The organism is Klebsiella sp. BIGb0132 (genome assembly GCF_024810075.1).
GTDB classification, from domain to species: Bacteria; Pseudomonadota; Gammaproteobacteria; order Enterobacterales; family Enterobacteriaceae; genus Klebsiella; species Klebsiella terrigena.
In genome coordinates this window covers 134,426-158,331 of the sequence record NZ_JANUDW010000001.1, presented here as the reverse complement: position 1 = coordinate 158,331, position 23,906 = coordinate 134,426, and the positions used below count along the sequence as shown (strand labels likewise).

General features: G+C 56.9%; 19 protein-coding genes. 15 read left to right on the top strand and 4 right to left on the bottom strand.

Going from position 1 to position 23,906, the window contains the following annotated elements; translation table 11 throughout:
- The first annotated feature begins 15 nt into the window (after positions 1 to 15).
- From M2416_RS00675 to M2416_RS00655, 5 genes are all read left to right on the top strand, one after another.
- Positions 16 to 2,619, top strand: coding sequence for a bifunctional diguanylate cyclase/phosphodiesterase (locus M2416_RS00675; RefSeq protein WP_167691864.1), 2,604 nt, complete (start codon positions 16 to 18; stop codon positions 2,617 to 2,619).
- A 289-nt stretch (positions 2,620 to 2,908) separates the two neighbouring features.
- Positions 2,909 to 3,787, top strand: coding sequence for a 23S rRNA pseudouridine(2605) synthase RluB (rluB, locus tag M2416_RS00670; RefSeq protein WP_041145177.1), 879 nt, complete (start codon positions 2,909 to 2,911; stop codon positions 3,785 to 3,787).
- Positions 3,788 to 3,961: 174 nt separating this feature from the next.
- The gene (locus tag M2416_RS00665; RefSeq protein ID WP_076945381.1) at positions 3,962 to 5,326 is read left to right on the top strand and encodes an MFS transporter; all 1,365 of its coding nucleotides are present in this window, start codon (positions 3,962 to 3,964) and stop codon (positions 5,324 to 5,326) included.
- Positions 5,327 to 5,344: 18 nt separating this feature from the next.
- A complete protein-coding gene (locus tag M2416_RS00660; RefSeq protein ID WP_259221582.1) occupies positions 5,345 to 7,696 on the top strand; it encodes a beta-glucosidase family protein in 2,352 nt (783 codons plus the stop codon).
- A 24-nt stretch (positions 7,697 to 7,720) separates the two neighbouring features.
- Positions 7,721 to 8,695 (top strand): helix-turn-helix transcriptional regulator, encoded by a 975-nt coding sequence (locus M2416_RS00655; protein ID WP_259221580.1) that lies wholly within the window; start codon positions 7,721 to 7,723, stop codon positions 8,693 to 8,695.
- Here M2416_RS00655 and cobO read toward each other — a convergent pair.
- Entirely contained in the window at positions 8,667 to 9,257 is a 591-nt protein-coding gene (cobO, locus tag M2416_RS00650; RefSeq protein WP_076945384.1) for a cob(I)yrinic acid a,c-diamide adenosyltransferase, read from the bottom strand. The two genes, M2416_RS00655 and cobO, sit on opposite strands and share 29 nt — an antisense overlap.
- Positions 9,254 to 10,015: a YciK family oxidoreductase gene (locus M2416_RS00645; protein ID WP_041145182.1), complete on the bottom strand. Its 762-nt coding sequence runs from the start codon at positions 10,013 to 10,015 to the stop codon at positions 9,254 to 9,256. The genes cobO and M2416_RS00645 overlap by 4 nt, the downstream gene beginning before the upstream one ends.
- A gap of 255 nt (positions 10,016 to 10,270) precedes the next feature.
- On the opposite strand from M2416_RS00645, the gene sohB reads away from it, so the two are divergent.
- On the top strand, positions 10,271 to 11,317 hold the full coding sequence (gene sohB / locus M2416_RS00640; protein ID WP_259221576.1) for a protease SohB: 1,047 nt from the start codon (positions 10,271 to 10,273) through the stop codon (positions 11,315 to 11,317).
- A 61-nt stretch (positions 11,318 to 11,378) separates the two neighbouring features.
- On the opposite strand, the gene M2416_RS00635 is transcribed toward sohB, so the two are convergent.
- Positions 11,379 to 11,630 (bottom strand): YciN family protein, encoded by a 252-nt coding sequence (locus M2416_RS00635; RefSeq protein WP_041145184.1) that lies wholly within the window; start codon positions 11,628 to 11,630, stop codon positions 11,379 to 11,381.
- Positions 11,631 to 12,041: 411 nt separating this feature from the next.
- Here M2416_RS00635 and topA point away from each other — a divergent pair, with 411 nt between their 5' ends.
- The 4 genes from topA to acnA all read left to right on the top strand — a co-directional run bounded on the left by topA (position 12,042) and on the right by acnA (position 19,425).
- Positions 12,042 to 14,639 carry a type I DNA topoisomerase gene (gene topA / locus M2416_RS00630; RefSeq protein ID WP_159869334.1) on the top strand — a complete coding sequence of 866 codons (2,598 nt, stop codon included), beginning with the start codon at positions 12,042 to 12,044 and terminating at the stop codon, positions 14,637 to 14,639.
- A gap of 324 nt (positions 14,640 to 14,963) precedes the next feature.
- The gene (gene cysB, locus M2416_RS00625) at positions 14,964 to 15,938 is read left to right on the top strand and encodes an HTH-type transcriptional regulator CysB (RefSeq protein ID WP_076945387.1); all 975 of its coding nucleotides are present in this window, start codon (positions 14,964 to 14,966) and stop codon (positions 15,936 to 15,938) included.
- Between the two features lie 244 nt (positions 15,939 to 16,182).
- Complete coding sequence (locus M2416_RS00620) at positions 16,183 to 16,350, top strand: YmiA family putative membrane protein (RefSeq protein WP_071844914.1); 168 nt, start codon at positions 16,183 to 16,185, stop codon at positions 16,348 to 16,350.
- 402 nt (positions 16,351 to 16,752) lie between these two features.
- Positions 16,753 to 19,425, top strand: coding sequence for an aconitate hydratase AcnA (gene acnA / locus M2416_RS00615; protein ID WP_259221569.1), 2,673 nt, complete (start codon positions 16,753 to 16,755; stop codon positions 19,423 to 19,425).
- Positions 19,426 to 19,469: 44 nt separating this feature from the next.
- Here acnA and ribA read toward each other — a convergent pair whose 3' ends face one another.
- Complete coding sequence (gene ribA / locus M2416_RS00610; protein WP_041145188.1) at positions 19,470 to 20,060, bottom strand: GTP cyclohydrolase II; 591 nt, start codon at positions 20,058 to 20,060, stop codon at positions 19,470 to 19,472.
- A gap of 164 nt (positions 20,061 to 20,224) precedes the next feature.
- Between ribA and pgpB the strand changes: the two genes are divergently transcribed.
- The 5 genes from pgpB to yciH all read left to right on the top strand — a co-directional run bounded on the left by pgpB (position 20,225) and on the right by yciH (position 23,871).
- Positions 20,225 to 20,983 (top strand): phosphatidylglycerophosphatase B, encoded by a 759-nt coding sequence (gene pgpB, locus M2416_RS00605; RefSeq protein ID WP_259221568.1) that lies wholly within the window; start codon positions 20,225 to 20,227, stop codon positions 20,981 to 20,983.
- A gap of 144 nt (positions 20,984 to 21,127) precedes the next feature.
- Positions 21,128 to 21,436 carry a LapA family protein gene (locus M2416_RS00600; RefSeq protein ID WP_259221567.1) on the top strand — a complete coding sequence of 103 codons (309 nt, stop codon included), beginning with the start codon at positions 21,128 to 21,130 and terminating at the stop codon, positions 21,434 to 21,436.
- 6 nt (positions 21,437 to 21,442) lie between these two features.
- Positions 21,443 to 22,612: a lipopolysaccharide assembly protein LapB gene (lapB, locus tag M2416_RS00595; protein ID WP_041145191.1), complete on the top strand. Its 1,170-nt coding sequence runs from the start codon at positions 21,443 to 21,445 to the stop codon at positions 22,610 to 22,612.
- A 195-nt stretch (positions 22,613 to 22,807) separates the two neighbouring features.
- A complete protein-coding gene (gene pyrF, locus M2416_RS00590) occupies positions 22,808 to 23,545 on the top strand; it encodes an orotidine-5'-phosphate decarboxylase (protein WP_259221566.1) in 738 nt (245 codons plus the stop codon).
- Positions 23,545 to 23,871, top strand: coding sequence for a stress response translation initiation inhibitor YciH (yciH, locus tag M2416_RS00585; RefSeq protein ID WP_041145193.1), 327 nt, complete (start codon positions 23,545 to 23,547; stop codon positions 23,869 to 23,871). The genes pyrF and yciH overlap by 1 nt, the downstream gene beginning before the upstream one ends.
- Positions 23,872 to 23,906: the final 35 nt, after the last annotated feature.

Here is a 23,906-nt window from a genome sequence, read left to right as displayed (position 1 = left end):
CAGGGCAGAGCATCTATGCAAATTTTAAAAAAGCAGTTCTCGATTAAGCGCTATCCGCTGTCGTTAACCCACGCCGTTTTGCTGACGCTGCTGGCCACGGTTAGCGTGGTGCTGATCACCGTCTACGCCTTCCTTTACTACGAGGGATACGCCTTTTTTGATGAGGTCAGCGAAAATATCCTCAGCGCCAAAAAGGCGACGATTGAGGCCGCAATCCACGAATATATTGACGTGCCGATCCAGTCCAACGCGATTATCGTGCACGCCATTGGCCGCGAGGAGGGGGACTCCATTGCGGTACGCAGCCTGATTGGCGAAATGGTGAATAACATCAACAACGTTTTTACCGAGAAGCAGTACCTCAACGTGGTCGAGTTTGGCGGGGTAAACGGTGATTTCGTGCAGATCGCCCATGATAAGCACCGCACCCACGACGATTACCTGACCCTTAAAGATGCCGGTACTCACCACAAGCTGATGTCGTTTCATCACCTTAGCCCGGACTCTGCCGTCGAGCAGATCATGGATAACTACGATATCTATCAGCGGGCGTGGTTTACGTCGGCGGAAAAAGATCGCAACCCTCACTGGATAAAGCCTTTTCATGATTATGAATATAATCGGGAGGTTGCCGTCGCGTTTAGCTCGCCAGCGTTTAATCGCCAGGGCAAGTTTGTTGGCGTGGTATCCAGCGAACTGCATCTCAACGAACTCAATAAAAATCTGCAGAAATTCAATCCGTTTCCTGAAAGCATGCTGCTGATTGTCAACGAACACAACCAGCTGCTCTCGTCTTCGCTTCCGGCTTTGTCCCAGGCCATGCTGAAGGACGCTAAGCAGTCTGAGGTCGTGCTGCCAACTCTGGATAAAACCGGTATACCGGTCATTAGCGCAGTCAATAAAGCGCTGCCGCGTCCCCTGCAGAGCGGTTTTCGCTCGATTGAGATCGATGGCGATAGCTACTATGTCGACGTCTTCGCCATCCACGACCGCCAGTCGCTGCTGAAACTGAAGGGCATTATCATCAGCCCCGCCAGGGTGCTTACCCACTCGGTGGTGAAGTACTTGATGATGACGATGGGGATGCTGTTTATCGTTCTGACCTCCGGTTTGCTGATTGTTTTCCTGGTTCTGTCGCGGGTGGCCAAGCCGCTGCAGGAGATCGTGCGTAAAGCTGACCGGCTGGCGACCCACCGCTGGACGCCGCCGGACAATAAGCGCCACTTCCCGGAAATTATTTCGCTGGAAACCACCTTTATGGCGCTGTCGCACAAGCTGGCGGAGAGCTTTGAAAGCCAGCGGCAGAAAATTGAAGAAGACAGCATGACGGGGCTTCTCACCCGGGCGGGACTGCTGCAGCAGGAAGCGCTGTACAGCCGGCGAAACCTGGTGGGGCTGGTGCATATCAGCAATATGAACACCATTATTAACTCCCTGGGGGCGGAGTACGGCGATACCTTTATCAACGAGTTCGTTAGCCGCCTGCGGAGCCTGCTGCCGACGGACACGCTGATCGCACGAGATAAAGTCGATAAGCTGATTCTGGCGTTCCCGGGAATTAATCAGCAGAAGGACTACCAGCGCTACCGCGATATGCTGTCCCAGCTGTTTATTGGCGAAGGTCTGGACCAGCATCCTTCGGGCAAGAAATACGTCTATACCGGTAACGTGGGCATGGTCATGACCGAGGTCACCAGCGAAAACATCACTCAGGTACTGCAGGAGGCCTGGATCACGCTAAAACATGCGCAGAAGCAGGGTAACGGCGTCGTCTCGCTGTTTGCCAGCGAAATGCGCGAGCATGAGCTCTACAACATCCGCTTGCATGAGCATCTTAGCGATGCGATACATCATCATGAATTCCATCTGGTGCTGCAGCCGATTATCGATCAGGGAGATGAAGAGCACTGCCGCGAGGGCGAGTGCCTGATTCGCTGGCACTCGAAGGCGCTGGGCAACGTGCCGCCGGATCGCTTTATTCCGCTGGCGGAGGAGACCGGACTCATTATTCCGCTGGGGAAATGGGTGATCGAAGAGGCCTGCCGGGAGCTGGCGGCGATGATCGCCCGCGGCGCGCCGAAGGATTTTGTTATCTATATCAACGTCTCGGCGATCCAGCTGCTGCAGCAGGATTTTGCCTGGCATTTGATGGACTCGATTCGCCGCAGCGGTTTGATAAACGCCAACGTGTGCATTGAAATTACCGAGCGCGTGCTGACCAGCAACGTGCAGCGCATCAGCAAGATGCTGAACTATCTGCGCCGCCACGGGATCGCCATTGCGCTCGACGACTTTGGCGCGAACTTCTCCAGCCTTTCGTATCTGCATACGCTGCCCTTCGACAGCATCAAAATTGACAGGCACTTTGTCAGTGGCTATTTGGGGGATGATAAAGCCAAATCGGTGATTAACTCCCTGATTGTGCTTGCCCGCGGTTTTAAAGTGCCGCTGATTGCCGAGGGCATCGAAGACGAAAGCGTGAAGCTGCAGCTGCAGCAGCTGGGCTGCCAGAAAGCGCAGGGATACTATTTCCACCGTCCGGCGGAGTTTTCCAGCTTCCGCTGCGATACGGGTTCGTTCTACTACCAGCACGCTAAGCCGGAGGACGAATCGCGCTGAAATAACCGCCGGGCGGGGGAGATAAAAGCGCGAGGCTGATACATAATTCACTCTGCGCGGCACAAAAAGCGGCGCGAATTCGCCGACGAATGCAACGCGAAGAAGCTTTCATTTCGAAGTTAGTGTAGTATGTTCGGCCACGTATATACGGGCGCGTCCGGCATCGGCTGAAGATGGTGAGCGTCTGTTATTTGAAAAGTATCTACAGAACAGCAGGTTAGAACGTTTTAGCCTGCTGTTTTACAAAGTATACCAGACGCCTGGGAAGGCGACACCTTAAGGAAGCTCAATGAGCGAGAAACTACAGAAAGTGCTGGCCCGCGCCGGCCACGGCTCCCGCCGTGAAATTGAATCTAAAATCGAAGCTGGCCGCGTCAGCGTCGATGGCAAAATCGCCACCCTCGGCGATCGCGTAGAAATTGTTCCTGGTTTAAAAATTCGTATCGATGGTCACCTGATTTCGGTGAAAGAGTCCGCTGAGCAAATTTGCCGCGTTCTGGCCTACTACAAGCCGGAAGGCGAGCTCTGCACCCGCAACGATCCGGAAGGCCGCCCGACGGTCTTCGACCGCTTGCCGAAGCTGCGCGGCGCGCGCTGGATTGCGGTGGGCCGTCTGGATGTGAATACCTGCGGTCTGCTGCTGTTCACCACCGATGGCGAACTGGCGAACCGACTGATGCACCCGAGCCGCGAAGTTGAGCGTGAATATGCCGTGCGCGTGTTCGGTCAGGTCGATGAAGACAAACTGCGCCAGCTATCCCGCGGCGTGCAGCTGGAAGATGGCCCTGCGGCCTTCAAAACCATCAAATTCACCGGCGGCGAAGGCATTAACCAGTGGTATAACGTCACCCTGACGGAAGGGCGTAACCGCGAGGTTCGTCGCCTGTGGGAAGCGGTTGGCGTTCAGGTTAGCCGCCTGATCCGCGTGCGCTACGGCGACATTCTGCTGCCGAAAGGCCTGCCTCGCGGCGGCTATACCGAGCTGGACCTGGCGCAGACTAACTACCTGCGCGAGCTGGTGGAGCTGCCGGCAGAAACCACTTCAAAAGTGGCGGTAGAGAAAGATCGCCGCCGCGTGAAGGCGAACCAGATCCGCCGCGCGGTTAAACGCCATAGCCAGGTGGGTAGCAGCAATAACCGCCGCTCTGCGGGTCGTGGCAAAGATTGATGTTGACGCGTCCGGCGGCTCCCGCCGGACGCCTATTTTCCCTTCCTGATGTGACTCCTTTCACACTTCCTTATAAAGACAAAAAACAGGAAATACCCGGACAAATAACGCAAAGTGAAGCGGCGGCGAACGCCATATACTGGCAACACTGATTACAAAAACAGGTAGCCAAAAATGGATACAGCAGGAAAACTATCGGCCAGCTATGTGGTTATCGGCGTTAAAGAGAAAATAGGCTACGGCTTCGGCGACTTTGCTTCTAATTTATCATTTGGTTTCGTCTCGCTGTTTTTACTCTTCTTCTATACCAATATTTATGGCATTAGCGCGGTACAGGCCAGCCTGATATTTGTTATTGCCCGAGTCATTGATGCTATTTTTAATATCCTGATTGGTTTGGCGATTGATAAAACGCACAGCCGCTACGGTAAGCTGCGTCCCTGGTTATTATACGGTTCGATTCCGCTGGGCTTTCTGACGGTGCTGTGCTTCGTGCCGTTTGGCGGCGAAGCGAAATTCTACTTTGCCTTAATCTCTTATACGATATATTGCCTGGCATATACGGCGGTCAATACGCCGTACTCGGCGCTGACCAACCGCCTGACGCAGCATGAAGCCTCGCGTTCGTCGTTGTCGGTATATCGCTTCGTATTGGCGATCGTCGGCTATTTAATTGTTTCGACGACCGCCGACCTGCTGATTTCGCCGTTTACGGATAAACAGACGGGCTACGTTTTCGCGGTTTCGTGCTTTGCGCTGCTGGCCACTTTTCTGTTCCTCGCCTGTTTTGGCATGACCAAAGAGCGGGTGGGCGAAGACGAGGATGAGGCGCCTGCGCCGACGCTGCGCGAGATGCTGCGTGCGGTAACGGGCAATACACCGCTGCTTAACCTGTCGCTGTTTACGGTGTTCTTCTATATTGCCTATACCGTCTGGATGGCGATAGCGATCTACTTTATTAAATATATCATTGGCAGCGAAGGCTATACCGCGACCTTCTTTTTGATTCAGTCAGCTGCGTATATCGTCGGTACGGTTATTTCTGAAAAAATTATTGCCCTGATGGGTAAAAAGAGAATGACGCTGATTGCTCTGGGGATCGGTATCCTCGGGGTGATGATGCAGTATTTTGTGGCCGGAAATAACCTGTGGCTGATTATGACCGGCGTGTGCCTGTATAGTATTACGCTGGGGATGGGCTTTGTGGCGATGTGGTCGATGATTGCCGACACCGTAGAATATGCCGAATGGCATCACGGCGTGCGCAGTGAAGGCGCGATCTACGGCTTCTTTAATTTCATCACTAAAATCGCGATGGCGATCGGCGGCGGCTGCGCGGGATGGATGCTGGACTATTATCATTATGACGCAGGGAATATCACGGCGAGCGCGATTAACGGGATTAATATTTTAATGACATTATTCCCCGGCGCCATGTTTGCCCTCAGCGCCATATTTGTGGCGTGCTATTCGCTGGATGAAAAAACCTATCGCGATATTGTCCATAAAATTAGCCTGCGCAAGCAGAATGCGCTGTAACCTCAGGGAGCCAGAGAGATGAAGAGTGAATTTAATACCGTGATTGCGGCCATGACGGCAGAGGAAAAAGTGGCGCTGCTGACCGGCAGCGGCCTGTGGCGCACGGCATCGCTGCCGCAGCATGGCATCAACGATATCGTGATGACCGACGGAACCTACGGCGTGCGCTACAGCAGCGCACAAATCGACGGCAGTGAAAAGTGGAGCATGGATGACTTTATTTCGGTCATCAGCCAAACCGCAGACCAGGTCAGCGTGGAGGAGCCGGCGGCAAAAGGCGGCAGCGAAGCGCTGTTCAGCGCCTCGTTGCCGGCAACCTGCTTTCCGAACGGCTCCAGCTTAGCCTGTAGCTGGGACGTGGAGCTGGTCTATCAGATGGGCCAGGCGCTGGGCCGCGAATGTCAGCAGATGGGGGTCGGGATCCTGCTGGGGCCCGGGATCAATATTCGCCGCACGCCGCTTGCCGGCAGAGGCTATGAATACTATGCCGAAGATCCGGTTGTCTCCGGCGATATTGCCGCGGCGCTGATCAACGGCCTGCAGCACGAAGGGGTAGGCGCCAGCCTCAAGCATTTTGCCGCCAATAATTCGGAATATCGCCGCACCGAGATGGATTCGATAATCGAAGAGCGGGCGCTGCGTGAGATTTACCTCGCCGGATTCCAGCGGGCGATAGCGAAATCGCAGCCGTGGACGGTGATGTCCTCCTACAACCGCCTCAACGGCGTACAGACTTCACAGGATCCCTTTTTACTGACTCAGGTACTGCGGGATGAGTGGGGATACGACGGGCTGGTGATGTCCGACTGGTACGGTATCAAGGACCGCCCGGCGTCGCTGCTGGCGGGCAACGATCTGGCGATGCCGGAAACCCGCCGCGACAAGCGGACGCTGCTGGCGGCGATCGAGTCCGGAGAGGTGCCTCAGGCGGTGGTCGACCGCGCCTGCCGGCGAATGGTGGCGCTGCTGGAAAAGGTGCAGCGCCACCGTCGCCCGGAGACCCGGGCCGACTTCACGGCCCATCACCAGCTGGCGCAGCAGCTGGCCGGGGAGTCAATCGTTCTGCTGAAAAATGAAGATAACCTCCTGCCGCTGACCCCGGAGCGCAGCCGGCGGATTGCGGTATTGGGCAAGCCGGCGCAGGAGCCGGTGATTCAGGGATCGGGCTGTGCCACCACGGTACCTTATCTGTTGGATCGTCCTCTGGACGAGATCTTCGATCTGGCGGGCGACGACTTTACCGTCACCTGGGCGGTTGGCGCTCCGGACGACGAGCGCTGCGATGAGCAGGCGCTGGCCCAGGCGCGAGCGGTGGCGCAGGAGGCGGACGTGGCGGTTATCTTCGTCAGTACCGCGGTGGGTGAGGATGGCGAAAACGGCGACCGTCATGATTTAAACATCCTGGCGGTACACGAACGGCTGATCCGCGAGGTGGCGGCGGTGCAGCCCAACGTGGTGGTGGTGCTGGCCAATAGCGATGCGGTGGTGATGCCGTGGCTGGCGGAGTGTAAAGCGCTGCTGGAAACCTTCTTCGCCGGGCAGGGCATGGGGCGGGCGGTGGCGGAAATTCTCTTCGGCCAGCGTAACCCCTGCGGTAAACTGACGGTGACGGTGCCGAATACGCTGGAAGAGACGCCGGCGTGGCTCAACTACCCGGGAGAGAACCTGCGCCACCATTACGGCGAAGGGCTGTTTGTCGGCTATCGCTACTATGACAAACGCCGGATGACGCCGCTGTTCCCGTTTGGCTTTGGCCTCAGCTACAGCCGGTTTACCTACGGCCTGCCCGAACTTTCCGCCTCTCGCGTCGGACCTGACGAGACGCTGACCGTCTCGTTCACCCTGAGCAACGACGGCGATCGGGCGGGGAAAGAGATCGCGCAGCTGTACGTCAGCGCGCCGGACGGCGAGCTGATCCGCGAGGATCGGGCGCTGAAGGCGTTCTGTAAAGTGGCCCTTGCGCCCGGCGAGAGCCGTCGCGTCAGCCTGCAGCTGCCGATTGCCGACCTGGCCTGCTATCACCCTGGGCTTTCGGACTGGGTTATCACTCCGGGCCTCTGGCAGGTGCGGATTGGCGGCTCTTCGCGCGATCTGCCTCTCGTTGCCGACGTCGAAGTGGCCACTGCGCCGCGCTACGTGCCGCTGCGGGACGACAATTCGCTGCAGCAGCTGATCCAGCAGCCCGAGGCGCTTGACCGGGTGGTTGCCCTGATTGCGCGCAAGAGCCAGCTGCCGCCGGCGCAGATCCGCGAGAGGCTGATCCAGCTGGCGCCGGATCTCTTCTGCGGCCTGCTGATCGCCCTGACGGAGTTTTTGGCGCTTGATATCGACAGCGATGAGCTGAATCGCGTCCTTGCCGGGCGCGAATAACCGCCCGACTACAGGAGATGGCGCATGTTTCCCTTTTCAGTCACTCACCCCCGTTCGGCGACGGAAGCCGGGCGGCATACGGTGAACAGCGGCTACGAGCTGATTGCTTTTGATGCTGAGAAGCTGAACGCGTTTGCCGCCGAGGTACGCTACTGCGAACCGCACTGGCACCCGGCGCCGGAGCTGATAACCGTGCTGACGGGACGCTTCTCTATCGTTGTCGGCCAGCAGAGCGTGGAGCTGGCTCAGGGAGACATGCTGTACATCAACGCCGAGGCGGTGCATTCGCTGTGCGCGGAGGAGACCGGCAGCCAGCTGGTGACCGTGCAGTTTTCACCGGGCCTGTTCGATGAGCTGCATCCCGCGCCGGTGCTGAGCTGGTGCACCGCCGGGCGCGGCGACAGCGAGGCCGATGGCGTCGTGCGTCAACGGCTCCTGAGCTTGCTCAGCCAGCTGATTGACAACCGCGCCCCGTTTCAACGCATCGCGACTATCTATCTCCTGCTCGATGCGCTGACGCTGGCGGGAGACGCGGTGCCGCAGGCGGAAAGCTCCCTGCGCGAAGAGGCGATGATAAAGAAAGGCATCGACTTTATTAACCAGCATTTTGACCAGCCGCTGACCCTCAGCGAGGTGGCGAGCCGCAGCGGAATGAGCTATTCGTGGTTTTCGCGGCTGTTTAAGAAGGTGAGCCGGCACAACTTCAAGGAGTATCTGACGCTGGTGCGGCTGAATAAGGCGAAGACGCTGCTGCGCGATACCCGCACGCCGATTACCGAAATTAGCCATAGCTGCGGCTTTCAGGAGCATAAGTACCTGATTGCCGCCTTCAAAAAATACTGCGGGCTGACGCCGACAGAATACCGTAAGCGCTTTATTTCTCGACAAAACAGCGTCGAAAGCGTGCTGGCTCAGGGTGAGGATTGCCTGTGCCTGGCGCTAAACGGCGCGCTGCTGGAGAGGCTGGTTCTTAGTAGTCAATGCCCATCTGCGCCTTAATGCCGGCGTCAAAGGCGTGCTTAACCGGGCGTAATTCGCTGACGGTATCGGCAAGCTCCACGATGTCGCGATGGCAGCCGCGGCCGGTGATAATCACCGTTTGCTGCGCCGGACGACGGCGCAGCGCGCTAAGCACCTCTTCAAGCGGCAGATAGTCATAGGCTACCATATAGGTCAGCTCGTCGAGCAGAACCATGTCGAGACTCTCGTCTGACAGCATGCGCAGAGCGTGCTGCCAGACGGCGAGGCAGGCGGCGGTATCGCTTTCGCGATCCTGGGTATTCCAGGTGAAGCCGGTCGCCATTACCTGAAATTCGACGCCGTGCGGCTCCAGCAGATTGCGTTCGCCGTTTGGCCAGGTGCCCTTAATGAACTGGATCACGCCGGCCTTTTTGCCGTGCCCGATGGCGCGGGTAACGGTACCAAAACCGGCGGTGGTTTTACCTTTGCCGTTGCCGGTAAAGACGATAACAATGCCGCGTTCTTCCTGGGCTGCCTCGATTCGGGCGTCGACCTTCTCTTTTACCCGCTGCTGGCGTTCGCGGTGGCGTTCTTCACTCATTGTGCAATTCCTGGTTTGCGCCCCGGTTGGGCATCGAAGGTCATTCCCGTTTTGCGACGGCTATCGTCGCCCATCAGCCATAAATAAACCGGCATGATATCGGCGGGGGTCTTAAGCTTTTGTGGATCTTCCGTCGGGAAGGCGCTGGCGCGCATTTGCGTGCGCGTGCCGCCCGGATTGATGCAGTTAACCCGCAGGTGGCGGCTCTGATACTCCTCCGCCAGCACCTGCATCATCCCTTCGGTGGCAAATTTGGACGCCGCGTAGGCGCCCCAGTTGGCGCGACCCTGACGACCTACGCTTGATGAGGTGAAAACCAGCGAACCGGACTCGGACTTGAGTAATAAAGGAAGCAGCGCCTGGGTCAGCATAAAGGTACCGTTGACGTTGACCTGCATAACCTGCTGCCAGACTTCCGGCTTCTGCTCGTCCATCGGGCAGACGTCGCCGAGCAGACCGGCGTTGTGCAATACGCCGTCGAGGCGCGGGTAGTGGACGCTTATCTGCTGTGCCAGCTGCTGGCACTCCTGCGGGGTGCAGGTGAGCAGATCGAGCGTAAACCAGGGCGCCGGGATCCCGCCGTCCTGCTCAATTTCCTGCGCTACGCGGCGCAGTTTCTCTTCGTTACGGCCGACCAGGATAACGCTGGCGCTGTAGCGGGAGTAGGTCAGCGCGGCTTCGCGTCCGATCCCGTCGCTGGCGCCGGTCACCAGGATGATGCGATCTTTCAATAAATGATTCTGCGGCTGATAGTGCACGGTGACTCCTTGGGTGACCTGCTGACGGGGCACGCTTTCTCTTCGGTCGTTCACTTTTGCGTTTTATGCCTGAAACGGCCGGGTAATGCAATCGGCGAAGCGGAAACTCTTTGCGGAATTAATATCTTGCAACGATTTCATCGTCGCTGAAAAAAACAAGAAGGCGCCTCGCACAGGACACAAAGCGCAGAGACTTCCCGGCAAAGGCTGATGTACACTGTGCTTCAACGTCAGTGGTTTACACAAGGTGAAAACGTGGAATTACTTGCTCAATATGGCTTATTTTTGGCCAAAATCGCGACTGTTGTCGTCGCTATTGCGGTTATCGCCGCAATTATCGTTAACCTCGCTCAGCGTAAGAAACAGCGCGGGGAGCTGCGGGTCACCAACCTTAGCGAGCAGTATAAAGAGATGCGGGAGGAGCTCGCGGTAGCGCTGCTCGACGGCCCGCAGCAGAAGCTTTGGCATAAAGCGCAAAAGAAAAAGCTCAAGCAGGAAGCCAGGGCCGCGAAGGCGCGGGCGAAGCTCGGTTCGACGGAGCCAAACGGCAAACCGCGCGCCTGGGTGCTCGACTTTAAAGGCAGCATGGACGCCCACGAGGTGAGCAGCCTGCGCGAAGAGATCACCGCCGTGCTGGCAACGGCGAAAGCGCGCGATCAGGTCATTATCCGCCTGGAAAGCCCCGGCGGCGTGGTGCACGGCTACGGCCTGGCCGCCTCGCAGCTGCAGCGCCTTCGCGACAAGCAAATTCCGCTGACGGTGGCGGTAGACAAAGTTGCCGCCAGCGGCGGCTACATGATGGCCTGCGTGGCCAATAAAATCGTCTCGGCGCCGTTTGCCATTCTCGGCTCCATCGGCGTGGTCGCGCAGATCCCAAACATTAATCGTTTCCTTAAGAACAAGGATATCGATATTGAGCTGCACACCGCCGGGCAGTACAAGCGCACCCTGACGATGCTCGGTGAAAACACCGACGAAGGGCGGCGTAAGTTCCGGGAAGATCTGAACGATACCCATCAGTTGTTTAAAGATTTCGTCCACAAAATGCGGCCGACGCTGGATGTTGAGCAGGTGGCGACCGGCGAGCACTGGTACGGCGTTCAGGCGCTGGAGAAAGGGCTGGTCGATGCCGTAGAAACCAGCGATGAGCTGCTGCTGGGGCTGATCGACAGCCACGACGTGATTAGCGTGCGCTATCAGCAGAGGAAAAAGATGTTTGACCGCTTCACCGGCAGTGCCGCTGAAAGCGCCGATCGTCTGCTGCTGCGCTGGTGGCAGCGGGGACAAAAACCGATGATGTAGGCAAAATAACGCGAGGCCCTGGCCTCGCGTTATCGTTTAGCGCCCTGCAACACGCAAGGGCTTAATCGACCAGATGATATTTTTCAGACAGCGCGTGCGCCAGGTATTTAAACATGTTAAATACCGCCGTGCTCTTCGCCGTAGGCAGACCCTGCTCGTCAAGATAAAACTCGCCGCTAAATACCAGAATGCCGTTGCGCTGAACGACGTCGGTGGCTTCGATCCCGGCTAGCGTATCTTCATGTTCGCGAATAAGTTTATTGGCTTTTTCAAGCAGCGTCTGGCGATCGATGGGTTGGGTTGTACCTTGCATTACGGCCTCCTGTGATTCCTCGCGCAATAGTCTACGCCGCGCGGCGTGCAGGGGCAAATTTTCCATTTATTGTGCAGGGGTACTGACAACGGCCTAAGAAACATGACTTTACTGGCAGGATTCGTTTTTGCATGCTAATAAAGTTGCGTAACGAATTTTATCAGGTACAGTGTGACGCTTTCAGCGATCTGGCAGCAGATTTGCTTGACATTCGGCCAAAAATTATTCGTGCTATGTCGCCTGGCTAGACAAAGTCAGTAAACCCGGCTATCTGGTTTTATGGACGTGAGGCCGGACGTGCAGAGGGTTGATATCCTTCGACGACGACGCAACATATGACGGACGTCGCCAGCGGATGGTGAATCAATGTGCGATGTATTCCTGGATGAATCAAATTAGGTAAAGGTGAATATGGGTAAAGCTCTCGTTATCGTTGAGTCCCCGGCAAAAGCCAAAACGATCAATAAGTATCTGGGTAATGACTACGTGGTTAAGTCCAGCGTCGGTCATATCCGCGATTTGCCGACCAGTGGCTCAGCTTCCAAAAAGAGCGCCGACTCTACCGCCACCAAAGGGGCCAAAAAGCCTAAAAAGGACGAACGTAGCGCTCTGGTCAATCGCATGGGCGTCGACCCGTGGCATGACTGGGATGCGCACTATGAAGTACTCCCGGGTAAAGAAAAGGTAGTTTCAGAACTCAAGCAGTTGGCTGAAAAAGCCGACCACATCTATCTCGCAACTGACCTTGACCGCGAAGGGGAAGCCATTGCATGGCACCTGCGGGAAGTTATCGGTGGTGATGAAAAACGCTACAGCCGCGTTGTATTTAACGAAATTACTAAAAACGCGATCCGTCAGGCTTTTGACAAGCCGGGCGAACTGAACATCGATCGCGTTAATGCCCAGCAGGCGCGCCGCTTTATGGACCGCGTTGTGGGCTATATGGTTTCTCCGCTGCTGTGGAAAAAAATAGCGCGTGGCCTCTCCGCAGGCCGCGTTCAGTCCGTTGCCGTCCGCCTTGTGGTCGAACGTGAACGCGAAATTAAAGCCTTCGTCCCGGAAGAGTTCTGGGAGATTGACGCCAGCACCACGACGCCTGGCGGCGACGCTTTAGCGCTGCAGGTCACGCACAAGAACGACAAGCCGTTCCGCCCGGTTAACCGTGATGAGACCATGTCTGCCGTCGCGCTGCTGGAGAAATCCGCCTACAGCGTGCTGGAACGCGAAGATAAGCCGACCAGCAGCAAGCCGGGCGCGCCGTTCATCACCTCAACCCTGCAGCAGGCGGCCAGCACGCGTCTGGGCTTTGGGGTGAAGAAAACCATGATGATGGCGCAGCGTCTGTATGAGGCCGGCTACATCACCTATATGCGTACCGACTCTACCAACCTGAGTCAGGATGCGCTGAGCATGGTGCGCGGCTACATCGGCGATAACTTTGGTAAAAAGTATCTGCCGGAGAACGCCAACCAGTACGCCAGCAAAGAAAACTCGCAGGAAGCGCACGAAGCGATTCGTCCTTCCGATGTGAACGTGATGGCGGAAGATTTAAAAGGTATGGAATCTGACGCGCTGAAGCTCTATCAGCTGATCTGGCGCCAGTTTGTCGCCTGTCAGATGACGCCAGCGCAGTACGACTCTACCACCCTGACGGTGAAAGCCGGCGACTTTAAGCTCAAGGCGCGCGGCCGTACGCTGCGTTTTGATGGCTGGACGAAAGTCATGCCTGCGCTGCGCAAGGGCGATGAAGACCGCGTCCTGCCGGTGGTTAATCAGGGCGACAGCTTAAGCCTGGTTGAACTTAGCCCGGCGCAGCACTTTACCAAACCGCCTGCGCGCTTTAGCGAAGCATCGCTGGTTAAAGAGCTGGAAAAACGCGGTATTGGCCGTCCGTCAACCTATGCGTCGATCATCTCGACTATTCAGGATCGCGGCTACGTTCGGGTTGAAAACCGTCGCTTCTATGCGGAAAAAATGGGTGAGATCGTCACCGATCGTCTGGAAGAGAACTTCCGCGATCTGATGAACTACGACTTTACCGCGCAGATGGAAGACCGTCTCGACCAGGTGGCGAACCATCAGGCCGAGTGGCGGCAGGTGCTGGATCACTTCTTCGGTGACTTTACCGCTCAGCTGGAAACGGCGGAGAAGGATCCGGAAGAGGGCGGCATGCAGCCTAACCCGATGGTGCTGACCAGCATCGACTGTCCGACCTGCGGTCGTGAGATGGGCATTCGTACCGCCAGCACCGGGGTGTTCCTCGGCTGCTCCGGCTACGCGCTGCCGCCGAAAGAGCGCTGCAAAACCACCATTAATCTGGTGCCGGAAAATGAAGTACTCAACGTACTGGAAGGCGACGATGCCGAAACCAACGCGCTGCGCGCCAAGCGTCGCTGCCAGAAGTGCGGCACGGCAATGGACAGCTACCTCATCGATCCTAAGCGTAAGCTGCATGTCTGCGGTAACAACCCGACCTGCGACGGCTATGAGATTGAAGAGGGCGAGTTCCGCATTAAGGGTTACGATGGCCCGGTAGTTGAGTGTGAGAAATGTGGTTCTGAGATGCACCTGAAAATGGGTCGTTTCGGTAAGTACATGGCCTGCACCAACGACGAATGTAAGAATACGCGCAAAATTCTGCGTAATGGGGAAGTGGCGCCGCCGAAGGAAGATCCGGTTCCGCTGCCGGAGCTGCCGTGCGAGAAATCGGACGCCTATTTTGTTCTGCGTGACGGTGCAGCCGGCGTGTTCCTCGCGGCAAACACCTTCCCGAAATCCCGCGAAACTCGCGCGCCGCTGGTTGAGGAGCTGTACCGCTTCCGTGACCGCCTCGCCGAGAAGCTGCGTTATCTTGCCGATGCGCCGCAGCAGGATCCGGAAGGCAATAAAACGCTGGTGCGTTTTAGCCGTAAAACCAAGCAGCAGTACGTTGCGTCGGAAAAAGATGGCAAAGCGACCGGTTGGTCAGCCTTCTACATCGACGGCAAGTGGACTGAAGCGAAAAAGTAAGCACCTTACCCCGCAAAAGGGCCGCACTGCGGCCCTTTTCTTTTCCCGTTGATTGCTGAAATCCTTGAAGTTTTGCCGCATTTATTCGGGCTTATAACCGCCTTATTATTTTCCGTTAGCGTCTATACACTGTAGATATAAATGATATAGTGGTTATAGTTAATCCCTTTTTTATTATTAAATCGTCTTACTACATTCTCGTTTCAGGACGCTTTGTGGCGCCAGCGCGGCGAACCGCAGCGGCGCGCAGCCTTTCAGCCGGCAGGCGGCCTGAACGTCAACTGTATCAAGCGAATTCATTTTACGCGTTAACGGATATCAGCCATGAAACTACAGCAACTCCGCTACATCGTTGAGGTTGTTAACCATAATCTAAATGTCTCCTCTACCGCCGAAGGTCTGTATACCTCGCAGCCCGGCATCAGCAAGCAGGTCCGCATGCTGGAAGATGAGCTGGGTATTCAGATTTTTGCCCGCAGCGGCAAGCATTTAACTCAGGTGACGCCTGCCGGTCAGGAGATTATCCGCATTGCCCGCGAAGTGCTGTCGAAGGTTGACGCCATTAAGTCAGTAGCGGGCGAGCACACGTGGCCGGATAAGGGGTCGCTGTACGTGGCGACCACTCATACCCAGGCGCGCTACGCGCTGCCTGGCGTGATTAAGGGCTTTATCGAACGCTACCCGCGCGTCTCGTTGCATATGCATCAAGGGTCGCCAACGCAGATCGCCGAAGCGGTCTCGAAGGGGAATGCCGATTTTGCTATCGCCACCGAGGCGCTGCATCTCTACGATGACCTGGTGATGCTGCCGTGCTACCACTGGAATCGTTCGATTGTTGTGACCCCTGAGCATCCGCTCGCCTCCAGAGACTCGGTAACGATTGAAGAGCTGGCCCAGTATCCGCTGGTTACCTACACCTTTGGCTTTACCGGGCGCTCCGAGCTCGATACCGCGTTCAACCGCGCCGGCCTGACGCCGCGCATCGTGTTTACCGCTACCGATGCCGATGTCATCAAAACCTACGTTCGCCTGGGGCTGGGCGTTGGGGTTATTGCGAGCATGGCGGTCGATCCGGTGTCCGACCCGGACCTCGTGAAGCTCAACGCCAACGGTATTTTCAGCCACAGCACCACGAAAATAGGCTTCCGTCGCAGCACCTTCCTGCGCAGCTATATGTATGATTTTATTCAACGTTTTGCGCCGCACCTGACGCGCGACGTGGTGGATACTGCGGTGGCTTTACGCTCGAATGAAGATATTGAGGCGATGTTTAAGGATATTAAACTGCCTGAGAAATGATTCGGCTAAATATTCGGCATCCCATCCCCGGGATGCCAATACCTATAATGGACCGTATTTAACATTGTAAACCTCGTATAACTCACAAATTTCATTATTCCTTTTAACAGGGTTGCAATTATACCTACCCCGATCAAATTAACGGTTAAAGATAATAGTTCTGGGCAAAATTCACTGGATTAATAGAGTGTCCGTAATTAATATTTAACTGTACCTGATAATTTCAACGATTGGTGGTGAAGATATGATAAGTGATATCGATTATATGAAGTTGGCGATGTCACAGGCCGGTGACAAGACGGAAGTGGATCCTGTGTTGAGAAGTCGTGCCTGGGGCGCTGTGTTCATCGGGCTTGCTATGTTCTGGAGTATCGTTGCACTCGTCATCTGTAACGTCTGGATCGTGAGCTAAGCGACACTTTTTCGTCTCGCTGAAAATGTCACTTTTATGACAGTAAGAACCTCGGTGTTTATTCCAGTTTAATAAACCAACGGCATTAAGGAGGATATATTTCGCCACGATGGTTTTTAATCAACAATCCATTCCTTTGAACTAATCGTCACTGAACCGGCGATTAGTTCTTTTTCGCATTTCGCTACTTAGTACTCCTTCAGCTAATAATAATCCCTTCCGAACTCGCCTCTTTATAACCACAAAATTCCTGCTGTCTATTTTGGTGCAATATCTTTGATGCGGTTTTGCCGATTTTAGCAATTCGGGTTGTTATCAAAGTGTTATGCCTGGGATGTGTTATCTTTAATATAAACCCTGAGGAGCATCAGGGTATGCCATCCCTGAGATAAAGGAGGAGCTATGTCGTCAACCCTACGAGAAGCCAGTAAGGACGCGCTACAGGTCAATGATAAAACCTACCACTACTACAGCCTCCCGCTGGCCGCTAAACAACTGGGCGATCTGACCCGGTTACCGAAGTCGCTCAAAGTATTGCTGGAAAACCTGCTGCGCTGGCAGGACGGCGACTCGGTCACCGCAGAGGATATCCACGCCCTGGCCGCCTGGCTTAAGCAGGCCCATGCGGACCGGGAGATTGCCTATCGCCCGGCGCGTGTTCTGATGCAGGACTTCACCGGCGTGCCGGCGGTGGTGGACCTCGCCGCCATGCGCGAAGCGGTAAAACGCCTGGGAGGCGATACCGCTAAGGTTAACCCGCTTTCCCCCGTCGATCTGGTGATTGACCACTCGGTGACGGTAGACCGCTTTGGTAACGATGACGCCTTCGAGGAGAACGTTCGCCTGGAGATGGAGCGTAACCACGAGCGCTACGCGTTCCTGCGTTGGGGGCAGCAGGCGTTCAGCCGCTTTAGCGTAGTGCCGCCGGGTACCGGCATTTGCCACCAGGTCAACCTCGAGTATCTCGGCAAGGCCGTGTGGAGCGAAGAGCATAACGGCGAATGGTTTGCCTGGCCCGATACCCTGGTCGGCACCGACTCGCATACCACCATGATTAACGGCCTCGGCGTGCTCGGCTGGGGCGTAGGCGGCATCGAGGCTGAAGCGGCAATGTTAGGCCAGCCGGTCTCTATGCTGATCCCCGACGTCGTCGGCTTTAAGCTGACCGGTAAATTAAGCGAAGGGATCACCGCGACGGACCTGGTGCTCACCGTCACCCAGATGCTGCGCCAGCACGGCGTGGTGGGTAAGTTTGTCGAATTTTACGGCGACGGCCTGGATTCGCTGCCGCTGGCGGACAGGGCAACCATCGCCAACATGGCGCCGGAGTACGGTGCAACCTGCGGCTTCTTCCCGATCGATGCGGTGACCCTCAGCTATATGCGCCTGAGCGGGCGCAGTGAAGAGCAGGTGGCGCTAGTGGAAGCCTACGCCAAAGCGCAGGGAATGTGGCGCCTGACCGGCGATGAGCCGGTATTTACCAGCACCCTGGCGCTGGACATGGGCTCGGTAGAAGCAAGCCTTGCCGGGCCGAAGCGCCCGCAGGACCGCGTCGCGCTGGGTGATGTACCAAAAGCGTTTGCGGCCAGCACCGAGCTGGAGGTCAACCACGCGCAGAAAGACAAACGGCCGGTCGACTATACGCTGAACGGACAGCAATATTCGCTGCCGGACGGCGCGGTGGCCATCGCCGCCATTACCTCCTGCACCAACACCTCCAACCCCAGCGTCCTGATGGCCGCCGGCCTGCTGGCAAAACGGGCGGTGGAGCTCGGCCTGAAGCCGAAGCCGTGGGTCAAAGCCTCGCTGGCACCGGGATCGAAGGTAGTTTCTGATTATCTCGCGCATGCGCGACTGACGCCTTATCTCGATACGCTGGGCTTTAACCTGGTGGGATATGGCTGCACCACCTGTATCGGTAACTCGGGTCCGCTGCCGGAGCCGATTGAAGAGGCGATTAAAAAGGGCGACCTGACCGTGGGGGCGGTGCTTTCCGGCAACCGCAACTTCGAAGGGCGCATTCACCCGCTGGTGAAAACCAACTGGCTGGCCTCGCCGCCGCTGGTGGTTGCCTACGCGCTGGCCGGCAATATGAACGTTGACCTGACCCGCGACCCGCTGGGCGTCGGCAAAGACGGTCAGCCGGTCTATCTGAAGGATATCTGGCCGAGCGGCCTGGAGATTGCGCGGGCGGTAGAGCAGGTCTCCACCGAGATGTTCCATAAGGAGTATGCCGAGGTCTTCGAAGGCACGCCTGAATGGAAGGCCATTGGCGTCGAGCGTTCGGATACCTATGACTGGCAGAGCGACTCAACCTATATCCGCCTGTCGCCGTTCTTCGATGAGATGGACGTTGAGCCCAAACCGGTAGAGGATATTCGCGGCGCGCGGATTCTGGCAATGCTCGGCGACTCGGTGACCACGGATCATATCTCGCCTGCGGGAAGCATCAAGGCGGAAAGCCCCGCCGGACGCTATCTGCAAAACCGCGGCGTTGAGCGTATCGACTTTAACTCCTACGGATCCCGGCGCGGTAACCACGAGGTGATGATGCGCGGCACCTTTGCCAACATCCGTATCCGTAACGAAATGGTGCCGGGCATTGAGGGCGGCATGACCCGACACCTGCCGGGCAGTGAGCCGGTGGCTATTTATGACGCGGCCATGCTCTATAAGGATGAGGGGACGCCGCTGGCGGTGGTTGCCGGGAAAGAGTACGGCTCCGGCTCCAGCCGCGACTGGGCGGCGAAGGGCCCGCGCCTGCTTGGCGTACGGGTGGTGATCGCCGAATCTTTTGAACGTATTCACCGTTCTAACCTGATCGGCATGGGGATTTTACCGCTGGAGTTCCCGCAGGGCGTAACCCGCAAAACGCTGGGGCTCACCGGTGAAGAGCGGATTGATATCAGCCAGCTGCAGGCGTTAGAACCCGGCGCAACGGTGCCGGTGACCCTGACGCGGACGGACGGCAAGCAGGAGGTGATTGCCTGCCGCTGCCGTATCGATACCGCCACGGAGCTGACCTATTATCAGAACGACGGCATTCTGCACTATGTGATCCGCAATATGCTGTAAAAAAAAGGGCCAGCAATCGCTGGCCCTGAATCTATGCTGCCGAATCAGTTATTCAGCAGATGCCCCATCTTGGCGGCTTTGGTATCCAGATAGTGGGCATTTTTCGGATTGCGCCCGACGATCAGCGGCACGCGTTCCACGATATTGATCCCGGCTTCGGTCAGAATTTCTACTTTTTTCGGGTTGTTGGTCAGCAGGCGGACGCGTTCGACGTTCAGCAGCTTGAACATATCAGCACACAGCGTAAAGTCGCGCTCGTCGGCGGCAAAGCCGAGCTGATGGTTCGCTTCTACGGTGTCGTAGCCCTGATCCTGTAAGGCGTAGGCGCGGATTTTGTTTAACAGGCCAATGTTGCGGCCTTCCTGACGATGGTACAGCAGGATCCCGCGACCCTCTTCGGCGATGTGCGACAGCGCCGCTTCCAGCTGAAAACCGCAATCACAACGCAGGCTGAAAAGGGCATCGCCCGTCAGACACTCAGAGTGTACGCGAGCCAGGACGGGCGCCTGGCCCGAAATATCGCCGAAAACCAGCGCGACATGATCCTGCCCGGTTGCCAGTTCTTCAAAACCCACCATCAGGAAATCGCCCCAGGGGGTTGGCAGTTTGGCTTCTGCCACACGTTTAAGCTGCATGTGATTCTCCAGACTTTGTCAGCACCTGAATGTGCTTTCTGTTTGCCGCTATTTTGCCACAATGCCGTGAGGTTCTCCTAATTACGCACTGCTGCCTGCGCGTAAAGCGCACAAACGAACCACTTTCCGTTATGATAGTCGGCAGAAAGGATTAAGGAGATGAAATGCTGTCGATTGCCAGACGAACCGCCACCGGTGCGGCACTATTAATGATTATGCCCGCAGTGGTTTGGCTGACCGGCTGGAAGTGGCATCCTGGACTTCCGCAGCAGGGGTTAAAGCTGCTGTACTGGGTTACCGAGAGCGTGACTCAGCCATGGGGCATCATCACCCATACGATCCTTTGCGGCTGGTTCCTGTGGTGCCTGCGCTTTCGCCTGCGGGCGGCGGTGGTGCTGTTTATGATTCTGGCCGCGGCCATTTTGCTCGGACAGGGCATTAAGTCCTGGATCAAAGGCCAGGTGCAGGAGCCGCGTCCCTTCGTTATCTGGCTGGAAAAAACGCAGCAGGTTCCGGTCGATCAATTCTACGCGTTAAAACGCAAAGAACGCGCTAAACTGGTGCATGAACAGCTGGTTCAGGAGCAGGGGATCCCTAAATTCCTGCGCAAACACTGGCAGAAAGAGACCGGTTTTGCTTTTCCATCCGGACACACCATGTTTGCGGCCAGCTGGGCGCTGCTCGGCGTGGGGCTGCTGTGGCCGCGCCGCCGCTGGCTAACCATTGCACTGCTGATGGTCTGGGCCACCGCGGTGATGGGGAGCCGTCTGGCGCTGGGAATGCACTGGCCGCAGGATTTGCTCGTTGCCACGCTTATCTCCTGGCTGCTGGTGACGCTGGCCACCTGGCTGACCCAGCGGCTGTGTGGCCCGCTGACGCCGCCTGGGGAAGAGGCGCAGGATATTAAGAAACGGACGCAATAACGGGGCTAACGTTGTTTTTCGCGCCATACGGCCCCATATCCTGCAGTGGTGTCGTGCTTTTCCATTCCACCGCTGCAGCGAAAATGATACTTTATAGGGCTGAACGCGGGATTTTTTCGCGCAACCCACATAACGGGAAGTAGTGTGAAATATTTACTCATTTTCTTACTGGTACTCGCGATCTTCGTCATCTCCGTGACGCTGGGTGCGCAAAATGACCAACTGGTTACGTTCAACTATTTACTCGCACAGGGTGAATTCCGTATTTCAACGCTGCTGGCGGTGCTCTTCGCGGCAGGGTTTGCTATTGGCTGGCTGATTTGCGGCCTTTTCTGGCTGCGGGTTCGCGTCTCGTTGGTTCGCGCCGAGCGCAAAGTTAAGCGCCTTGAGCATCAGATTGCGCCTGCGGGCGTAGCGCCAGTCGACGCAGGCACCCCTGCGGTGAAGGAATAATCGTTTATGCTGGAGTTGTTGTTTCTGCTTTTGCCCGTAGCCGCCGCGTACGGCTGGTATATGGGGCGCAGAAGTGCACAACAGTCCAAACAGGACGACGCTAGCCGCCTGTCGCGTGATTATGTGACCGGGGTTAACTTCCTGCTGAGCAATCAGCAGGATAAAGCCGTGGATCTGTTCCTCGATATGCTGAAAGAGGATACCGGCACCGTTGAAGCTCACCTGACTCTCGGCAACCTGTTCCGCTCCCGCGGCGAGGTTGACCGGGCTATCCGCATTCACCAAAGCCTGATGGAAAGCGCCTCGCTGACCTACGATCAGCGCCTGCTTGCCGTGCAGCAGCTGGGACGTGACTATATGGCCGCCGGCCTGTATGACCGCGCTGAGGACATGTTCAAACAGCTGGTGGATGAAACCGATTTTCGCCTCAGCGCGCTGCAGCAGCTGCTGCAGATTTATCAGGCCACCAGCGACTGGCAGTCCGCCATTGATGTAGCCGAACGTCTGGTGAAGCTCGGCAAAGAGAAGCATCGCGGCGATATCGCCAACTTCTGGTGCGAGCTGGCGCTGCAGCAGATGGCAAACAGCGATATGGAGAAGGCCATGTCGCTGTTGAAAAAAGGCGCCGCGGCCGATCGCAACAGCGCCAGGGTGTCGATCATGATGGGCCGGGTGTGGATGGAAAAGGGCGATTATCCGAAGGCGGTCGAAAGCCTGGAACGGGTGATCAATCAGGACAAAGAGCTGGTCGGCGAGACCCTCGAAATGCTCCAGACCTGCTACCAGCAGCTGGGTAAAATCGACGAGTGGGAAGCGTTTCTCCGCCGCTGCGCCGATGAAAATACCGGCGCGACCGCCGAGCTGATGCTGGCGCAGATCCTCGAGCAGCGCGAGGGGATTGAAGCGGCCCAAAGCTACGTCACCCGTCAGCTGGAGCGCCATCCGACGATGCGCGTTTTCCATAAGCTGATGGACTACCACCTTAACGAAGCGGAAGAGGGGCGCGCGAAGGAGAGCCTCGGCGTGCTGCGCAATATGGTCGGTGAGCAGGTACGCAGCAAGCCGCGATATCGCTGCCAAAAATGCGGCTTTACCGCCCACAGCCTCTACTGGCACTGCCCGTCCTGCCGCTCGTGGTCCACCATCAAACCGATTCGCGGCCTTGACGGCCAGTAAGATTTAAAAAAAGCCCTTCTTTAGTTACAACATCCTGGTGGTTTTTTACACCGCGCCGTCGTTAGGCCATTGCGCCGCCATCGTCCTGCAGGTGCTGAAACGCAGCCTGTTATTTTCCCCTTATCGCAGGTAGAATGCTGCCCGTTTACCTTTTTTGCGCCGAGCCCGGCGCCCATCAACAATTAAGGTCTGGTCATGACGTCTACTGCTACATCTTCTTCTCGCGTTGTCACATCCTCTCCCGTTGTTGTGGCTCTCGATTATGATAACCGCGATAAGGCGCTGGCGTTCGTCGACCGCATCGATCCGCGGGACTGCCGCCTCAAGGTTGGCAAAGAGATGTTTACGCTGCTGGGGCCGCAGTTTGTCCGCGATTTGCACCAGCGTAATTTCGAAGTTTTCCTCGATCTCAAATTTCACGATATCCCTAACACCACCGCGCATGCCGTTGCGGCGGCGGCCGAGCTTGGCGTCTGGATGGTCAACGTTCATGCCAGCGGCGGCGCGCGGATGATGACCGCAGCGCGCGAAGCCCTGCTGCCGTTTGGCAAAGATGCGCCGCTGCTGATTGCCGTCACCGTGCTGACCAGCATGGAAGCCGGTGATTTGCAGGAGCTGGGTATTACGCTCTCTCCGGCCGACCATGCGGCCAGGCTGGCGGCGCTGACCCAACGCTGCGGCCTTGATGGCGTCGTCTGCTCGGCGCAGGAAGCGGCGCGCTTCAAACAGGAGCTGGGCCAGGCCTTTAAGCTGGTGACCCCCGGCATTCGTCCCGCGGGCAGCGATGCGGGCGACCAGCGCCGCATTATGACGCCGGAGCAGGCGCAGGCCGCGGGCGTGGACTATATGGTTATCGGCCGTCCGGTGACGCAGTCTGCCGACCCGGCGGCGACCTTACGCCAGATTAATGCCTCGCTGAACAAGGGGGCCTAATGACCGATTCTAACAGCCGTCTGGTTTACTCGACGGAGAGCGGACGTATCGATGAGCCGAAGCAGGTTGTCGAGCGGCCTAAAGGCGATGGCGTGGTGCGTATTCAGCGCCAGACCAGCGGCCGTAAAGGTAAGGGCGTATGCCTGATCGTCGGCATTGACGCGGACGATGACGCGCTGGCGAAGCTGGCCGCTGAGCTGAAAAAGAAATGCGGCTGCGGCGGATCGGTAAAAGAGGGGGTGATTGAAATTCAGGGCGATAAGCGCGACCTGATAAAATCGCTGCTCGAAGCTAAGGGAATGAAGGTCAAGCTGGCCGGCGGCTGATAATAACAACAGGGCCACGGTAAATACCGTGGCCC